Origin of the sequence: Azospirillum tabaci (assembly GCF_014596085.1) — a bacterium.
Classification (GTDB): Bacteria; Pseudomonadota; Alphaproteobacteria; order Azospirillales; family Azospirillaceae; genus Azospirillum; species Azospirillum tabaci.
Genome location: NZ_JACCJY010000040.1, coordinates 1 through 14,836, shown reverse-complemented (window position 1 = coordinate 14,836; position 14,836 = coordinate 1). Strand labels below are relative to the sequence as shown.

The window sequence follows — 14,836 nt, the reverse complement described above, 5'->3', positions numbered from 1 at the left end:
GCGGCGCGCGGCGGTCGGTGCGGGTCTTGAGGATGCGCTCGCGGCACGGGCGGGCATGAGCCGGCCGGGCTGCGCGTCTGTCCTTCGCTAAATAAAATACTAGTATATCAGATGGAAAGGCAAGCCCGTTCCGTGGGTCGGAACGTCCTTTCGGCCAAAATGTCGCAGATGTCCACCCGGTGGAACGACCGGTGGCGTAGGGCTTTTTGCCGAGAGGGGCGGCATTGGACCCGCTTCGAATTCAGATTATTTTAGGGACACGATGTGCTTTAAGACCGCTTCGGTGTGTTGGCGTGGAATAAGCCAAAGGATCGGCAAATCTTCGGCCCGTCCGGATGTACGGAACAAATTTGAGGAACGCCGGAACAATGACGATGGTGACCGAATGACGGGCGCGGTGCGGCAATGATCGGTGGCGTAGACTTGAGCAATTGCGACCGGGAGCCGATCCATCTCGTCGGGTCCATCCAACCGAGCGGATTTCTGATTGCGTTGTCGACGGACTGGATCGTCAAGCACGCCTCGTCCAACGTCGGGGCGTGGCTGGGGGTGGAGCCGGACGCGCTGCTGGGGCTTCCCCTGACCGAGGTGATGGAGGAGGAGGCGCTGCACGCCATCCGTGGGCGGCTTCAGCTCTCCCTGATCAACGGGTCGGTGGAGCGCGCCTTCCGGGTGAAGCTGTCGGCCAACGCGCTGCCCCTGGACATCGCGGTCCATCTGTCCGGCCAATCGATCATCGTCGAGGCGGAGCCGAGCGAGCCGGACAACGAGTTGGACGTCGGCTCCATGGTCCGCGCGATGATCGGACGGCTTCAGCGCGCCGCCGATTTCGACGCCTGCTGCCGGGAGGCGGCGCGGCAACTGCGGTCGCTGACCGGTTTCGACCGGGTGATGATCTACCGCTTCGATCGCGACGGCGCGGGGGAGGTGATCGCGGAATCCGCGGTGCGCGGCATGCCCTCCTATCTGGGGCTGCGCTACCCGGCGTCGGACATCCCCAAGCAGGCCCGCGCGCTGTACGAGCGGAGCTGGCTGCGCTGCATCAACGACGTGGACGCCCCGCCCGCGGCCATCCTGCCGCCGACCGGACCGGAAGGCGAACCGCTCGATCTGTCGATGAGCGTCCTGCGCAGCGTGTCGCCCATCCATTGCGAATATCTGCGCAACATGGGCGTCGCCGCCTCGCTGTCGGTGTCGATCCTGCGCCGCGGCAAGCTGTGGGGCCTGTTCGCCTGCCACAACATGGTGCCCCGGCGCCTGTCGCTGGAGCGGCGCACGGCGGCGGAACTGTACGGCCAGATGTTTTCCCTCCTTCTGGAAGGTGTGGAGCGCGACCGGGAGGAGGCCTACGAGGCCAAGGCGCGCCTGCTCCACACCCGCATCATGGCGGTGATGGCGGAGGGCGCCTCCTCCATGGAGAATCTGGAGCGGCTGCGCGGCGAGGTCGGCCACTACATCCGCAGCGACGGCTTCGCCATCGTGCTGGGCGGCCAGACCCTTGTGGACGGCAGCAGCCCGACGCCGGAGGAGCTGCTCGGTCTGGTGCGCATGCTCAACCGCACGCACGCCAGCCGTGTCTTTGCGACCAGCGAGATCGGGCAGGTCCACCAGCCGGCGCTGGATTTCGCCGAGCGCGCCGCCGGCATGCTGGCGATCCCGGTGTCGCGCAAACCGCGCGACTACATCATCTTCTTTCGCAAGGAATCGGTCCGCACCGTCACTTGGGCCGGCAACCCGGACAAACCCGTCGAATCCGGCCCCAACGGGCAGCGCCTGACCCCGCGCAAGAGCTTCGAGGCGTGGAAGGAGACGGTCCTCGGCCAGTCGGAACCCTGGACGGAGGCCGATCTGCGGATCGCCGACTCCCTGCGGATCACGCTGATGGAGGTGGTGCTGCGGCTGGCCGATCAGGCGGAGGAGGAGCGCCGGACGGCCCGCGAGCGGCAGGAGCTGCTGATCGCCGAGCTGAACCACCGCGTCCGCAACATCCTCAGCCTCGTCCGCGCCCTGCTGTCCCAGAGCCGGGCCGGGGTCACACGCGTGGAGGAGTTCGCGGAGATCGTCGGCGGGCGAATCCAGGCGCTGGCGCGGGCGCACGATCAGTTGACGGCGGAGAATTGGAAACCTTCCCCCCTGCGTCCGCTGATCGCGGCGGAGGTCGACGCCTATCTGGGCAACCGGGCGGAGCGGGTGGTCCTGTCGGGGCCGGAGGTGCTGCTGTCGCCGCCGGCCCTGTCCGTGATGGCGCTGATCATGCACGAACTGGTGACCAACGCCGCCAAATACGGCGCCTTCGCCGACAGCGGCGGCCGGGTGAAGGTCCATTGGAGCCTGGACGACCGGGACGCGTTGGAACTCTGTTGGGAGGAAAGCGGCGGCCCGCCGGTGCAGGCGCCGTCGCGCCAAGGCTTCGGCACGACCATCATCGAGCGTTCCGTCCCGCACGAGCTGAAGGGCGAGGCGACGGTGACCTACGCCCTGGCCGGGCTGAAGGCGCGCTTCACCATACCAGCCATCCATGTCAGCTTGGCGCCGGAACGCCCGGCGGCGGTGATCGAAGCGGCGGTGACGCCCTGCGCGGCGGCGGACATTCCCTTGGGCGGGACGGTGCTGCTTCTGGAAGACAACATGATCATCGCGATGAGCGCGGAGGACATGCTGCTGAAGCTGGGCGCCGACCGGGTGGAGACGGTGGCGAGCGTTCGCCAGGCGCTGGTCGCCATCGCCGACGATCCGCCGGACTTGGCGCTTCTCGACGTCAACTTGGGAACCGAGACCTCTTTCCCGGTGGCAGAGCGGCTGCGCGAGTTGGGCATCCCCTTCCTGTTCGCCACCGGCTACGGCGAGTCCGCGATCTTCCCGGAGGAGTTCCGCGACGTGCTGGTCCTGCGCAAGCCCTACGATTCGGAGCAGGTGCGGCGGGGGCTCCAAACGGTGCGGGGGACGTAACCGGCTGGCCGAAGTCCGGAATTCTCGGGGGCAACACTCGGGGGCAACAGGGGTTGCACGGATTTCGCGGATTTAAGCACGGATAAACCGAACTTTCTTTAATGCTTGCTCAGTGTTGGCGTCTCGAATGGCGATTCCTGAGCAAGCCAAAGAATAAAAAATCCGTGTCATCCGTGCCTAAATCCGCGAAATCCGTGTGGAATTTGTTGCCTCCAAACAGGCAACACCCTCCCCCTTTGCCGCGCCCACCTTGAACCGGGACGAGAACTCACGCGGCGGTGCCGGTCTGGCGGGTCAGGGCCTCCTGGAGCAGGCGGGCGGTGACCGGCTTGAACATCACGCCGATCCCGTGCCGCTCGGCTTCCTGCATCACGTCGGGGCCGGAATCGCCGGTCAGCAGGACGGCGGGAATCGCTTCCCCGGCCAGTTCGCGGATCTTCAGGATGGCTTCTGTGCCCACCTTGTGTTCCCGCAGGCGGTAGTCGGCGACCATCACGTCGGGCCGCCGCTCCGCCGCTCGAAGCCGGTCCAGCGCCTCCTCGGTGGAGGAGGCGACGATGGTGTCGTAGCCCCAATCCTGGAAGATCGAGCGCAGCCCCATCAGGACGATGGCGTCGTCGTCGATCAGGACGGCCAGCCGCCCGCGCTCCGGCTCTCGGGACGGAGGAGTTGGGGCCGGGCTTTCGGCGGCGTCGCCGAGGGGCACGGAGATGCGGAACACTGACCCCTTGCCGAGTTCGGAGCGCACCTCCACCGGGTGGCCGAGCAGCGCCGACAGCTTCTGCACGATGGCGAGGCCGAGGCCAAGCCCCTGGTTGCGGTCCCGCTCGGGGTTGCCGACCTGATAGAACTCCTCGAAGATCCAGGACATCTGCTCGCCGGAGATGCCGATTCCGGTGTCGCGCACCTGGATGCCGGCGTGGCCGTCCAGAGGGTGGCATTCCAGGCGGATCACCCCGCGCTCGGTGTAGCGGATGGCGTTCTCCACAAGATTGCGGACCATGCGCCCCAGCAGGTTGCGGTCGCTGCGCACGGTCAGGTCGTGGTGGTTCACCACCTGGAGATCCAGGCCCTTGGCGGCGGCGACCGGGGCGTAGGCGGACCCGATGTCGTCGAGCAGCGGCTTGACGGGGATGTCCTCGATTCGCGGTTCGATCACCCCGGCGTCCAGCTGCGAGACGTCCAGAAGGCTGTCCAGCAGGCCCTTCAGCGTCTCCATCCCGCGCTCCAGCATCGCCAGGGCGTCGCGCCCGCGCGGGGAATGGACGTGGCTGTGCAGCGCCTCGGCGAAGAAGAACATGGACTGCATGGGCTGGCGCAGATCATGGCTGGCGGCGGCCAGGAAGCGGCTCTTGGAGCGGTCGGCCTGCTCCGCCGCCTCGCGGGCCATGCGGCTGTCATGCACGTCCACCGCGGTGCCGACCCAGGCGATGACCTGACCGTTCTGGCGCATCGGGTTGATCCGGCAGACGTGCCAGCGGTAGGCCCCGTCATGACGCCGCATCCGCAGGTCGAAGCCGTAGGACTCACCCGCGGCGATGGCGCGCTCGCGGACGCTGCGCATCATGGGTTGGTCGGCGGGGTGGATGTGCGACCAGCGTTCGTCCTGTTCCATCCCCCGCCCGGTGTAGGCCCGCCATGCGGCGTTGTAGAATTCCCGCGCGCCGTCGGGGCGGTTGACCCACATCATCACCGGGGTGTTCTCGACCAGTTCGCGGAAGCGGGTTTCGCTCCGCCGCAGGGCCTCCTCACCGGCCTTGCGCTCGGAAATGTCGGTCAGGGTGACGACGGCCAGGGTGATGCAGCCGTCGGGGTCGCGCACCGGCTCGGCATCGGCCAGACAGGTGACGGGACCGGCGGGGGTGTCGCGGCGGAGTTCCTCCTGTTTCACCACCGTGCCGTCGCGCAGGGCGCGGACCAGCGGGAGTTCCGGCGGGTCATCCGGCGATTCGTCAGGCGGGCCGTCCGGGATGCGCGTGAAGGGGCGGGGGTAGTCCTCGATGCGGGCGATCCCGCCCAATGCCCGGCCGATCAACCGTTCCGCCGCGCTGTTGTGCAGGAGGACGCGGCCGGACGGCGCCTCGGCCACCACGACGCCGGAAGGGAGATGCTCCAGCACGGCCTTGAGCAGGGACCGCTCGGTTTCCCGAAGCCGGGTCAGGCGCCCGATGCCCCAGGCGGTCGCGATCAGGGAGAGCAGGAGGATGGCGGAGAAGGGGATCCAGGAGCGCAGTGCGGCAAGGTCGACGGCGCGCAGCACGGCGGCACGGTCGATGCCGACGGCGATGGCGATTCCGCTGCCGTTCGCACTGGGCGGGGAATAGGCGGCGATGCGCAGCACCCCGTCCATTCCCTTGGTCAACGCGGTTGCCGTTTCGCGGCCATTCAGAAGCAGGCCGAACCGTTCGGGGAGCGTCTGGCCGATCAGCTCCGGCATTTCCGGTACGCGCACAATGATGGTGCCGGCGCGGTCGGCCAGCAGGATCGTCGCGTTCGGCGGAAGGGGCTTGCGGGCCTGATACTGCCGCAGCCAGTCGAGGTCGAGCTGGGCGGTGACGATTGCCGGGTCGGTGTCACCCGCTGCCGGGCCGCTGCGCGTGTAGGGCAGGGCGAAGGGCAGGACATGGCGGCCCAACCCCTCCGCGACGACATACTCCCCCACCGAGAACAGGCCGGTGGACAGGGCTTGCCGGACCTCGGACCGGTCGCCGACGCCGGTCCCCAGACTTTGCCGGTCGGTGGCGCACAGGACGGTGCCGGACCGGTTCGCAAAGCCCAGCGTCAGGTAGCTCGGCAGGCGCAGCCTCAGCCGTTCCATCGTCTCCTGGCAGGTTGGGCCGGCGATATCCGCCTCCGCCAGCGTGACGAGGATGTGTTCGATGTCGCCGATGATCCGCTGCTGCTCGGTCTGGATCAGGTCGAGCAGGCGCAGCGCCTCCTGTCCGATCTCGGCCTCCCGCTCCACCCGCAGCCGGGCGTGGGAATAGACCTCGTACCCGATCAGCGGGGCCAGGGTGAAGACGAGCAGCAGAAGCCAGCGGACCATGGACACGATCGACCGTCCCGGCCCACGGGCCGTTGGAATGGATGCAACGATCGTGTGAACCCTAACATACCGAAGTATGTTGCGGTGCCTGTCCTTCGGTCCTAACGCTTTCCTTCGCCCTGGTGGGCTCTCAACGCCCCGGTGTCGGGCGGGCGCCCGACAGAAAGAGAGCGACGGCCCGTCCGACGTAACGCTCCACTTCCTCCATGGAGAGGGATTGTTCCGGCAGGATCAGGCGGCGCAGCAGGATGTTGCCGGTGATCATGCCGATGAAGCCGCGGGCGGCGGCCTCCGGCTCCGCGACGGTCAGGGCGCCGGCGGCGGTCTGGCGCGCCAGATAGTCGGCCAGCCGCCGGTGGGCGGTTTCCGGACCGATGCGGAAAAAGGCTTCGGCGATGTCGGGGATGCGCCCCCCCTCCGACACCAGCACGCGCACGATGGCCATCGTGCGGTCGTCGAACAGCGCCGCGACGAGGTGAAGGGCGAAGCGGGTCAGCCCATCCTCCGGCGCGGCCCGCTCGTCGGCCTGGATGGCGGCCAGTCCTTCCTGGATGCGGGCGCTGTTCTCCTCCATCATCGCGCGGAACAGCCCCTCCTTGTCGCCGAAATGCTCATAGAGGGTGGCGCGGGAGCCGCCGGCCCGGCCGATGATGTCGGTCAGCGTGGTCTTCTCGAATCCCTTTTCGACGAACAGCGCCGCCGCGGCGTCGAGCAGGGCCACCCGGCGCGCCCGACCGCGCGGGCCGACCGTCGGTGAGTCTTTGTCGATCAATTCCCTGGCGTTTCCCCGGTCCATCGGTTTTTTCCTTAGGCGCTGGCAGCCCTTGCCCCCACCCCGGCCCTCCCCCGCTGGGCGGGGGAGGGCCGGGGTGGGGGCAGCGCCGCAGCAAGCGCGCGCATCGTCGCGGGAGCTATGACCCTTGCCGCCCCCGCTGGCAAGACGGCAATACGCCGCTCTCCATCGTGGTCAGGGCCGCGTCCCCGCAAGGAACAACCGCACGGACTGACGGACGTAACGCTCCAACTCCTCCATCGAGACGGGCTCGTCCGGAAGGATCAGCCGCTTGGTCAGCAGGTCGCCGACCACCATGCCTATGAAAGCGTGGGCGGCCCCTTCCGGATCGTCGATGCGCAGGCGTCCGGCCTCCGCCAGATCGCGGAAGCAGCCGGCCAGCCAGCCGATGGTCTTCTCCGGGCCGACCTGGAAGAAGGCCCGGGCGATGTCGGGGATGCGCCCCCCCTCCGACACCAGGATGCGCAGGATGGCGGTGGTTTCCGGCATGGTCAGCGTGCCGGCGACGTGCAGCCCGACGCGGTAGAGATTTTCCTCCAGCTCCTCGGCCATCGCCGCCGGGCCGGCGGCGCGCATGGCCGACATCTCTTCCAGCACGCGGTCGCAGTGGCGCTCCATCACCGCGCGGAACAGCCCCTCCTTGTCGCCGAAATGCTCGTAGAGCGTGGTGCGCGACCCGCCGGCCTGCCGAAGGATGTCGGACAGCGAGGTCAGCGCGAATCCCTTCTCCACGAACAGCGTCGCCGCGGCGTCGAGCAGCGCCCGGCAGCGCGCCTGGCCGCGCGGGCCGCAGCCGGGCGTGTCAAAGCCGCCTGTGCCGAGTGCGGCGATGCCGCTCCCGGCGATTCCGCCCTGGAACGGTGTGGATGCCCCCTTGTCGGGCATTGCGGTTCCCCCTTGCGCGAACGGTCGTTCTGAATGTATCGTCCAGTACAGTGTACTGTATGAGACAGTACGAATAAAGGGGTCATTTCGCACCGTCCGCGCGCACCGGCCTTTTCCGCCGGTCCCGAAAGCCGGGCGGGACGTGGGACATCCCCAGGCTCATTAGGACATTTCATCGCCGCATCACGGCGTTTTCACGAGGAACGGATGTTCAACAGGAACGCATTTCTGTCTCTTGCCGTGGCGGCCTCCCTGACCGTGGTGCTGGGTGCCTGCCAGGACAAGAAGCACGCCGCCGGAGGCCAGCCGGCGCCCGGTCCGGCGGAGGTCGCGGTGGCGACCATCCAGCCGCAGAGCCTGTCCGTCACCACCGAGCTGCCGGGCCGCACCGCGGCCTTCCGCGTGGCGGAGATCCGCCCGCAGGTCAGCGGCATCGTGCTGAAGCGCTTCTTCACGGAGGGGAGCGACGTCAAGGCGGGCGACCAGCTCTACCAGATCGACCCGGCCACCTACGAGGCCAACCTCGCCGTCGCCCAGGCCGACATCCAGAAGGCGGAGGCCAACCTGCAGGCCGCGCGTAACAAGGCGGCCCGCTACAACGACCTCGTCAAGAACAGCGTCGTCAGCAAGCAGGACTACGACGACGCCATGGCCTCGCTGAAGCAGAACGAAGCGCAGCTCGCCGCCGCCAAGGCCGCCTACAATCTGGCGCGCATCAACCTGGACTACACCAAGGTCTTCGCCCCCATCTCCGGCCGCATCGGCAAGTCCGCCGTGACGGAAGGCGCGCTGGTCACCGCCAACCAGGCGACGGCGCTCGCCACCGTCCAGCAGCTCGACCCGATCTATGTGGACGTGACCCAGACCGCCTCGCAGCTCATGCAGCTCCGCCAGGACATGGAGAGCGGGCGCATCCGCCCGGCCGAGCCCGGCAAGATTCCCGTCTCGCTGTTCCTGCACGCGGCGGAGACCCCCTATCCCCAGCGCGGCGAGCTTCAGTTCTCCGACGTGTCGGTCGATCCGGGCACCAGCTCGGTCCAGCTCCGCGCGGTGTTCCCGAACCCGAACCAGGAGCTGCTGCCCGGCCTGTTCGTGCGCGCCCGCGTCGAGCAGGGCGTGGCCGAGAACGCGCTCGCCGTGCCGCAGGAGGCGGTCCAGCGCGGTCCGGACGGCTCGGCCCGCGTCTGGGTCGTCGGCGACGACAACAAGGTCAACCCGCGCACCATCAAGACCGAGCGGGCGATCAACAACGCCTGGCTGGTCTCCGACGGTCTGAAGGCGGGCGAGCGCATCGTGGTCGAGGGGCTTCAGAAGGTGAAGCCGGGGGGCGAGGTGAAGCCGGTGGCGGCGCAGAGCGCCGTGGCGGCCCTGCCCGGACCGCAGGCGCGCTGAGACCGAGGACCCATCCATGTCGAAATACTTCATCGACCGGCCCGTCTTCGCCTGGGTCATCGCCATCGTCATCATGCTGGCGGGCGGTCTGGCGATTCTGGGCCTGCCCGTCGAGCAATATCCGAAGATCGCTCCGCCGACGGTGTCCATCACCGCCAGCTACCCCGGCGCGTCCGCGAAGACGCTGGAGGACACGGTCACCCAGGTCATCGAACAGAAGATGACCGGGCTCGACCACTTCCGCTACATGTCCTCGAACAGCGATTCGTCGGGCAACGTCACCATCACCCTGACCTTCGAGCCGGAGGCCAACCCGGACATCGCCCAGGTCCAGGTGCAGAACAAGCTCCAGCTCGCCGTGCCGCTCCTGCCGCAGGAGGTGCAGCAGCGCGGCCTCCAGGTGTCGAAGGCCGGCAACGACTTTCTGATGGTCGCCGGCTTCGTGTCCAGCGACGGGCGGCTGAGCCAGGGCGACATCGCCGACTATGTGGCCTCCAACCTCCAGGACACGATCAGCCGCGTCGAGGGCGTGGGCGACATCACCGTGTTCGGCCCGCAGCACGCCATGCGGATCTGGCTGGACCCCGACGCGCTGAACAGCCACCAGCTCACCACCATCGACGTCACCAACGCCATCAAGGCGGAGAACGCGCAGGTCTCGGCGGGCCAGCTCGGCGGCGCCCCGGCGGTGCCCGGCCAGCGCATCAACGCCACCATCATGGCGCAGTCGCGCATGCAGACGCCGGAGGAGTTCGGAGCCATCCTGCTGCGCGTCAATCCCGACGGCGGGCAGGTGCGGCTGCGCGACGTCGCGCGGATCGAGATCGGGCAGGAAACCTACGAGATCACCGCCCGCTACAACGGCAAGCCGGCGGCGGGCCTGGGCGTCAAGCTGGCGACCGGGGCCAACGCGCTGGACACCGCCGCGGCGGTGAAGGCGCGCATCGCGGAGCTGTCGGCCTTCTTCCCGGAAGGGCTGGAGGTCATCTACCCCTACGACACGACGCCCTTCGTCGAGCTGTCGATCCATGAGGTCGTCAAGACGCTGATCGAGGCGATCATCCTCGTCTTCGTCGTGATGTACCTGTTCCTGCAGAATTTCCGGGCGACGCTGATCCCGACCATCGCGGTCCCCGTGGTGCTTTTGGGCACCTTCGGCGTGCTGTCGCTGTTCGGCTTCTCGATCAACACGCTGACCATGTTCGGCATGGTGCTGGCCATCGGCCTGCTGGTCGACGACGCCATCGTGGTGGTGGAGAACGTCGAGCGCGTGATGAGCGAGGACGGGCTGCCCCCGCGCGAGGCGACCCGTAAGTCGATGGGCCAGATCACTGGCGCGCTGATCGGCATCGCGCTGGTGCTGTCCGCCGTGTTCGTCCCGATGGCCTTCTTCGGCGGCTCCGCGGGGGCCATCTACCGTCAGTTCTCGCTGACCATCGTGTCGGCGATGGCGCTGTCGGTGCTGGTCGCCCTGGTGCTGACCCCGGCGCTCTGCGCCACCATCCTGAAGCCGGTGGCGAAGGGCCACGGCCACGCCAAGCGCGGGTTCTTCGGGCTGTTCAACCGCGGCTTTGACGCCAGCAGCCGGGTCTATCTGCGCGGCGTGCGCGGGGCGGTGTCGCGGCTCGGGCGCTACGGCATCGCCTACGCGCTGATCGTCGGCGGCCTGGCCTACCTGTTCCTCCAGATGCCCTCGTCCTTCCTGCCGCAGGAGGACCGCGGGACGATGTTCGTGCTGTGGTCGGCCCCGCCGAACGCTAGCATCGAGCGCACGATGGAGACCACCAAGCAAGTCGAGACCTATTTCCTGGAGAAGGAGAAGGACAGCGTCGAGGGCCTGTTCACCATCGCCGGCTTCAACTTCGCGGGCCGCGGCCAGAACGCCGGCATGGCCTTCGTCCGGCTGCGCGACTGGAGCGAGCGCGAGTCCGCCGACCGCAAGCCGACGGCCATCGCCGGCCGCGCCATGGGCGCCCTGTCGAAGGCCAAGGACGCGGTGGTCTTCGCCTTCATGCCGCCGTCGGTTCCGGGGCTCGGCAACGCCACCGGCTTCGACCTCCAGCTGGTCGACCGCGGCGGCGTCGGGCACGACCGGCTGATGCAGGCGCGCAACCAACTGCTGGGTCTGGCGGCGCAGAACCCCAAACTGGTCGGCGTCCGCCCGAACGGTCTGGAGGACACGCCGCAGTTCAAGCTGACGGTGGACCGCGAGAAGGCCAGCGCGCTCGGCCTGTCGCTGACCGACGTCAACACGACCCTGACGGCGGCCTGGGGCTCCTCCTACGTCAACGACTTCATCGACCGGGGGCGCGTGAAGCGCGTCTACCTCCAGGCGGACGCCCCCTACCGCATGCAGCCGAGCGACGTCGACCGCTGGTACGTGCGCAACGCCACCGGCCAGATGGTCCCCTTCTCCGCCTTCACCACGGCGCAATGGACCTACGGTTCGCCGAAGCTGGAGCGGTACAACGGCATGTCGTCGCTCAACATCCAGGGCTCCGCGGCGCCGGGCGTCAGCTCCGGCGAGGCGATGCAGGAGATGGAGGCGATGATGGCCAAGCTGCCGCCGGGCGTCGGTTATGAATGGACCGGCCTGTCCTACGAGGAGCGGTTGAGCGGGTCGCAGGCCCCGGCGCTCTACGCCCTGTCCATGCTGATCGTCTTCCTCTGCCTGGCCGCGCTCTACGAGAGCTGGTCGGTGCCGGTGTCGGTGATCCTGGTGGTGCCGCTGGGCGTCATTGGCGCCGTGCTCGCCGCCACGCTGCGCGGCCTGCCCAGCGACGTCTACTTCCAGGTGGGCCTGCTGACGACCATCGGCCTGTCGGCGAAGAACGCCATCCTGATCGTGGAGTTCGCCAAGGCGCTGTACGACGAGGGCATGGAGCTGAAGGACGCCGCCATCGAGGCGTGCCGTCAGCGCCTGCGCCCGATCATCATGACCTCGCTGGCCTTCGTGCTGGGCGTGCTGCCGCTGGCGACCAGCAGCGGCGCCGGTTCGGAAAGCCAGAACGCCATCGGCGTCGGCGTGATGGGCGGCATGATCTCCGCCACCGTGCTGGCGATCCTCTTCGTCCCGGTCTTCTTCGTCGCGGTCTACCGTCTGTTCGGCAGCAAACGCGCCGGTGCCCACCCCCTGCAGGGTGCCGAGCCGATGCACGCCGGAGACTGACGGTTCGGCTGCGGCTGGAAGCGGAAGGCCCGGTCCCGGAAACGGGGCCGGGCTTTTTGCTTTGGGATCTGCGGCAGAACGGCACAGGACGGGCGGAGCGCCTTGCTCTTAAACTAATATACTAGTATTTATTGCTCACGGGGATGACGGCTGAGCGCCTGCTTGTGGCGCTCCAGCCGCTCCCGCAGGGCGTCGCCTTTGCGCAGCGCCACGGCAATCGACAGTATGTCGCCGAGGACCAGATGGCTGATGCGCGACGTCATGGGCGAGTGGATGTCGAAGTCTTCCGCGACGTCGGCGAGCAGGCTGACCGTGGCGAGCTGCGCCAGCGGCGAGCCGGAGCGGGTGATGGCGACGACCGCGGCCCCGGACGACAGCGCGTTCTGCACGGCCTCCAGCATGTCGCGGGTGCCGCCCGAGCTGGACACGGCGACCACTGCGTCGCCGGGGGCGAGCGACAGGGCCGACACGAAATAGACGTGGGCGTCGCTGTAGGCCACTGTGGGGATGCCCAGCCGGAAGAAGCGGCGCTGGATGTCCTGCGCCACCGTGCCGGAGTTGCCGGAGCCGTAGAACTCGATCCGCCGCGCCCCGGCCAGCAGGTCGGCGGCGCGGTCCACCGCCTCCGCCGACAGGTTGTTGCGCACCTGCATGAGCGTCGCCAGGGTGCGGTCGAACACCTTGCCCGCGATGCCCGCGGCGCGGTCGTCCGGGCTGACCTCCTGGTCGATGAAGGGCATGCCGGCGGCGATGTCCTGCGCCAGCTTGATCTTGAACTCGCGGAAGCCGCTGCAGCCCAGCGCGGAGCAGAAGCGGGCGATGGTCGGCTCGCTGACCCCGGCGCGCCCGGCCATGTCGGCCATCGACAGGGTGATGACCTCGCCCGGCTGGGCCAGCACGCAGTCCGCCAGCTTCCGTTCCGAAGGACGGAGCCCGTCGCGCACCGCCATGATCCTCGCCAGCATCGGCCTGTTCCCCCGTTCCGTCCGTCCGCCACTGTAGCACGGATAGTAAAACTACATGACCCGATAGAAGGGAGCTATCGGCTGCGCTGTCCCACATACCGGGATCAGTGCGGATGCGGCGTTCCGTCACAGTAAGTTCATCAAAGAACGTGGAAAATCAACCGCTTTTGTCTTGCGCGCGCCGTGGTTCCGGTTTATGTAGCAAAACTACAGAATGACTTTTGGCCCTGCCGGCTTCACAGCCCGTTGCCATACCGCCGCTCCCGCCCTGATCGGGCTCCGGCGGTCTTCCGACCCCTCCACTGGGGGGCCTCCAGGGTCGATCAGCGACGCGGCGCGTGCCGCTCAGACGCCTTTTCGTGAGGAGACATCATGGACACCCTGCTGAGAGACGGACTCGTCGAGACCCCGGAACAGCAAGCCGAGCGCCCCTGGCGCCGCTTCGTTCCGGGCGTCTGGCAGCAAGAGGTCAACGTCCGCGACTTCATCGTCCGCAACGTCCATCCCTACGCCGGAGACTCGCGTTTCCTGACCGGCCCGACCGGGCGGACCAAGGCTTTGTGGAACAAGGTCACCGCCCTGCTGAAGGAGGAGCGCGCGGCCAAGGGCGGCGTGCTCGACGCCGACACGGAGGTCTTCGGCTCGATCACCGCCCACGCACCGGGCTACATCGACCGGGAGCTTGAACTCGTCGTCGGCCTGCAGACGGACAAGCCGTTGAAGCGCGCGATCATGCCCTTCGGCGGCTGGCGCATGGTCAAGAACGGGTTGGAGGCCTACGGCTTCACCCCCTCGCCCAAGCTGGAGGAGGTCTTCCCCGGTCTGCGCAAGTCGCACAACGACGGCGTCTTCGACGTCTACACCGAGGAGATGCTGCGCTGCCGCAAGTCGGGCGTCATCACCGGCCTGCCGGACGCCTATGGGCGCGGCCGCATCATCGGCGACTACCGCCGGCTGGCGCTTTACGGCGCGACCTTCCTGATCGAGGACAAGAAGGTCCAGTACAAGAGCCTTGAGCTGGACCGCATCGACGAGCACACGCTGCGCCTGCGCGAGGAGATCACCGAGCAGATCAAGGCGCTGAAGGAACTGGCCGCCATGGCCAAGTCCTACGGTTTCGACGTGTCGCGCCCGGCGGCCGACGCCCGCGAGGCGGTGCAGTGGACCTATCTGGCTTATCTGGCGGCGGTGAAGGAGGCCAACGGGGCGGCCATGTCGCTCGGCCGAGTCTCCAGCTTCCTCGACGTCTACGTCGAACGCGACCTGCGCGACGGTTTGCTGACCGAGGAGGAGGCGCAGGAGCTGATCGACCAGTTCGTGACCAAGCTGCGGATCGTCCGCTTCCTGCGCACGCCGGAGTACGACCAGCTCTTCTCGGGCGACCCGACCTGGGTGACCGAGTGCATCGGCGGCATGGCGCTCGACGGCCGCACGCTGGTGACCAAGAACAGCTTCCGCATGCTCCAGACCCTGAACAACCTCGGACCGGCGCCGGAGCCGAACCTGACGGTTCTGTGGTCGGAGAGCCTGCCGGAGGGCTTCAAGACGTTCTGTGCGGAGACGTCGATCAAGACCTGCTCGGTGCAGTACGAGAACGACGACCTGATGCGGCCCTACTGGGGCGACGACTACGGCAT

At 68.0% G+C, this 14,836-nt stretch carries 8 protein-coding genes; 4 read left to right on the top strand and 4 right to left on the bottom strand.

Features of this window, described 5'->3' with window-relative positions:
- The first annotated feature begins 423 nt into the window (after positions 1–423).
- Entirely contained in the window at positions 424–2,949 is a 2,526-nt protein-coding gene (locus H0B54_RS26285) for an HWE histidine kinase domain-containing protein (protein ID WP_246472832.1), read from the top strand.
- 268 nt (positions 2,950–3,217) lie between these two features.
- On the opposite strand, the gene H0B54_RS26280 is transcribed toward H0B54_RS26285, so the two are convergent.
- From H0B54_RS26280 to H0B54_RS26270, 3 genes are all read right to left on the bottom strand, one after another.
- Positions 3,218–5,995 carry an ATP-binding protein gene (locus tag H0B54_RS26280; RefSeq protein WP_188262809.1) on the bottom strand — a complete coding sequence of 926 codons (2,778 nt, stop codon included), beginning with the start codon at positions 5,993–5,995 and terminating at the stop codon, positions 3,218–3,220.
- Positions 5,996–6,125: 130 nt separating this feature from the next.
- Positions 6,126–6,791, bottom strand: coding sequence for a TetR/AcrR family transcriptional regulator (locus H0B54_RS26275; protein ID WP_188262779.1), 666 nt, complete (start codon positions 6,789–6,791; stop codon positions 6,126–6,128).
- Positions 6,792–6,962: 171 nt separating this feature from the next.
- Complete coding sequence (locus tag H0B54_RS26270) at positions 6,963–7,673, bottom strand: TetR/AcrR family transcriptional regulator (protein WP_188262778.1); 711 nt, start codon at positions 7,671–7,673, stop codon at positions 6,963–6,965.
- Between the two features lie 207 nt (positions 7,674–7,880).
- Here H0B54_RS26270 and H0B54_RS26265 point away from each other — a divergent pair, with 207 nt between their 5' ends.
- Positions 7,881–9,065, top strand: a complete 1,185-nt coding sequence (locus tag H0B54_RS26265) for an efflux RND transporter periplasmic adaptor subunit (RefSeq protein WP_188262777.1) — start codon at positions 7,881–7,883, stop codon at positions 9,063–9,065.
- Positions 9,066–9,081: 16 nt separating this feature from the next.
- Positions 9,082–12,234, top strand: a complete 3,153-nt coding sequence (locus tag H0B54_RS26260; RefSeq protein ID WP_188262776.1) for an efflux RND transporter permease subunit — start codon at positions 9,082–9,084, stop codon at positions 12,232–12,234.
- Between the two features lie 128 nt (positions 12,235–12,362).
- On the opposite strand, the gene H0B54_RS26255 is transcribed toward H0B54_RS26260, so the two are convergent.
- The gene (locus H0B54_RS26255) at positions 12,363–13,199 is read right to left on the bottom strand and encodes a MurR/RpiR family transcriptional regulator (RefSeq protein WP_188262775.1); all 837 of its coding nucleotides are present in this window, start codon (positions 13,197–13,199) and stop codon (positions 12,363–12,365) included.
- Positions 13,200–13,571: 372 nt separating this feature from the next.
- On the opposite strand from H0B54_RS26255, the gene H0B54_RS26250 reads away from it, so the two are divergent.
- Positions 13,572–14,836 (top strand): pyruvate formate lyase family protein (locus H0B54_RS26250; protein WP_281390122.1); only part of this gene is annotated, 1,265 nt, incomplete at its 3' end.

What these genes read in the sequence shown, in the direction of transcription:
- H0B54_RS26280 (WP_188262809.1), bottom strand. Translation starts at nt 5,995, where the DNA reads ATGGTCCGCTGGCTTCTGCTGCTCGTCTTCACCCTGGCCCCGCTGATC.
- H0B54_RS26275 (WP_188262779.1), bottom strand. Translation starts at nt 6,791, where the DNA reads ATGGACCGGGGAAACGCCAGGGAATTGATCGACAAAGACTCACCGACG.
- H0B54_RS26270 (WP_188262778.1), bottom strand. Translation starts at nt 7,673, where the DNA reads ATGCCCGACAAGGGGGCATCCACACCGTTCCAGGGCGGAATCGCCGGG.
- H0B54_RS26265 (WP_188262777.1), top strand. Translation starts at nt 7,881, where the DNA reads ATGTTCAACAGGAACGCATTTCTGTCTCTTGCCGTGGCGGCCTCCCTG.
- H0B54_RS26260 (WP_188262776.1), top strand. Translation starts at nt 9,082, where the DNA reads ATGTCGAAATACTTCATCGACCGGCCCGTCTTCGCCTGGGTCATCGCC.
- H0B54_RS26255 (WP_188262775.1), bottom strand. Translation starts at nt 13,199, where the DNA reads ATGCTGGCGAGGATCATGGCGGTGCGCGACGGGCTCCGTCCTTCGGAA.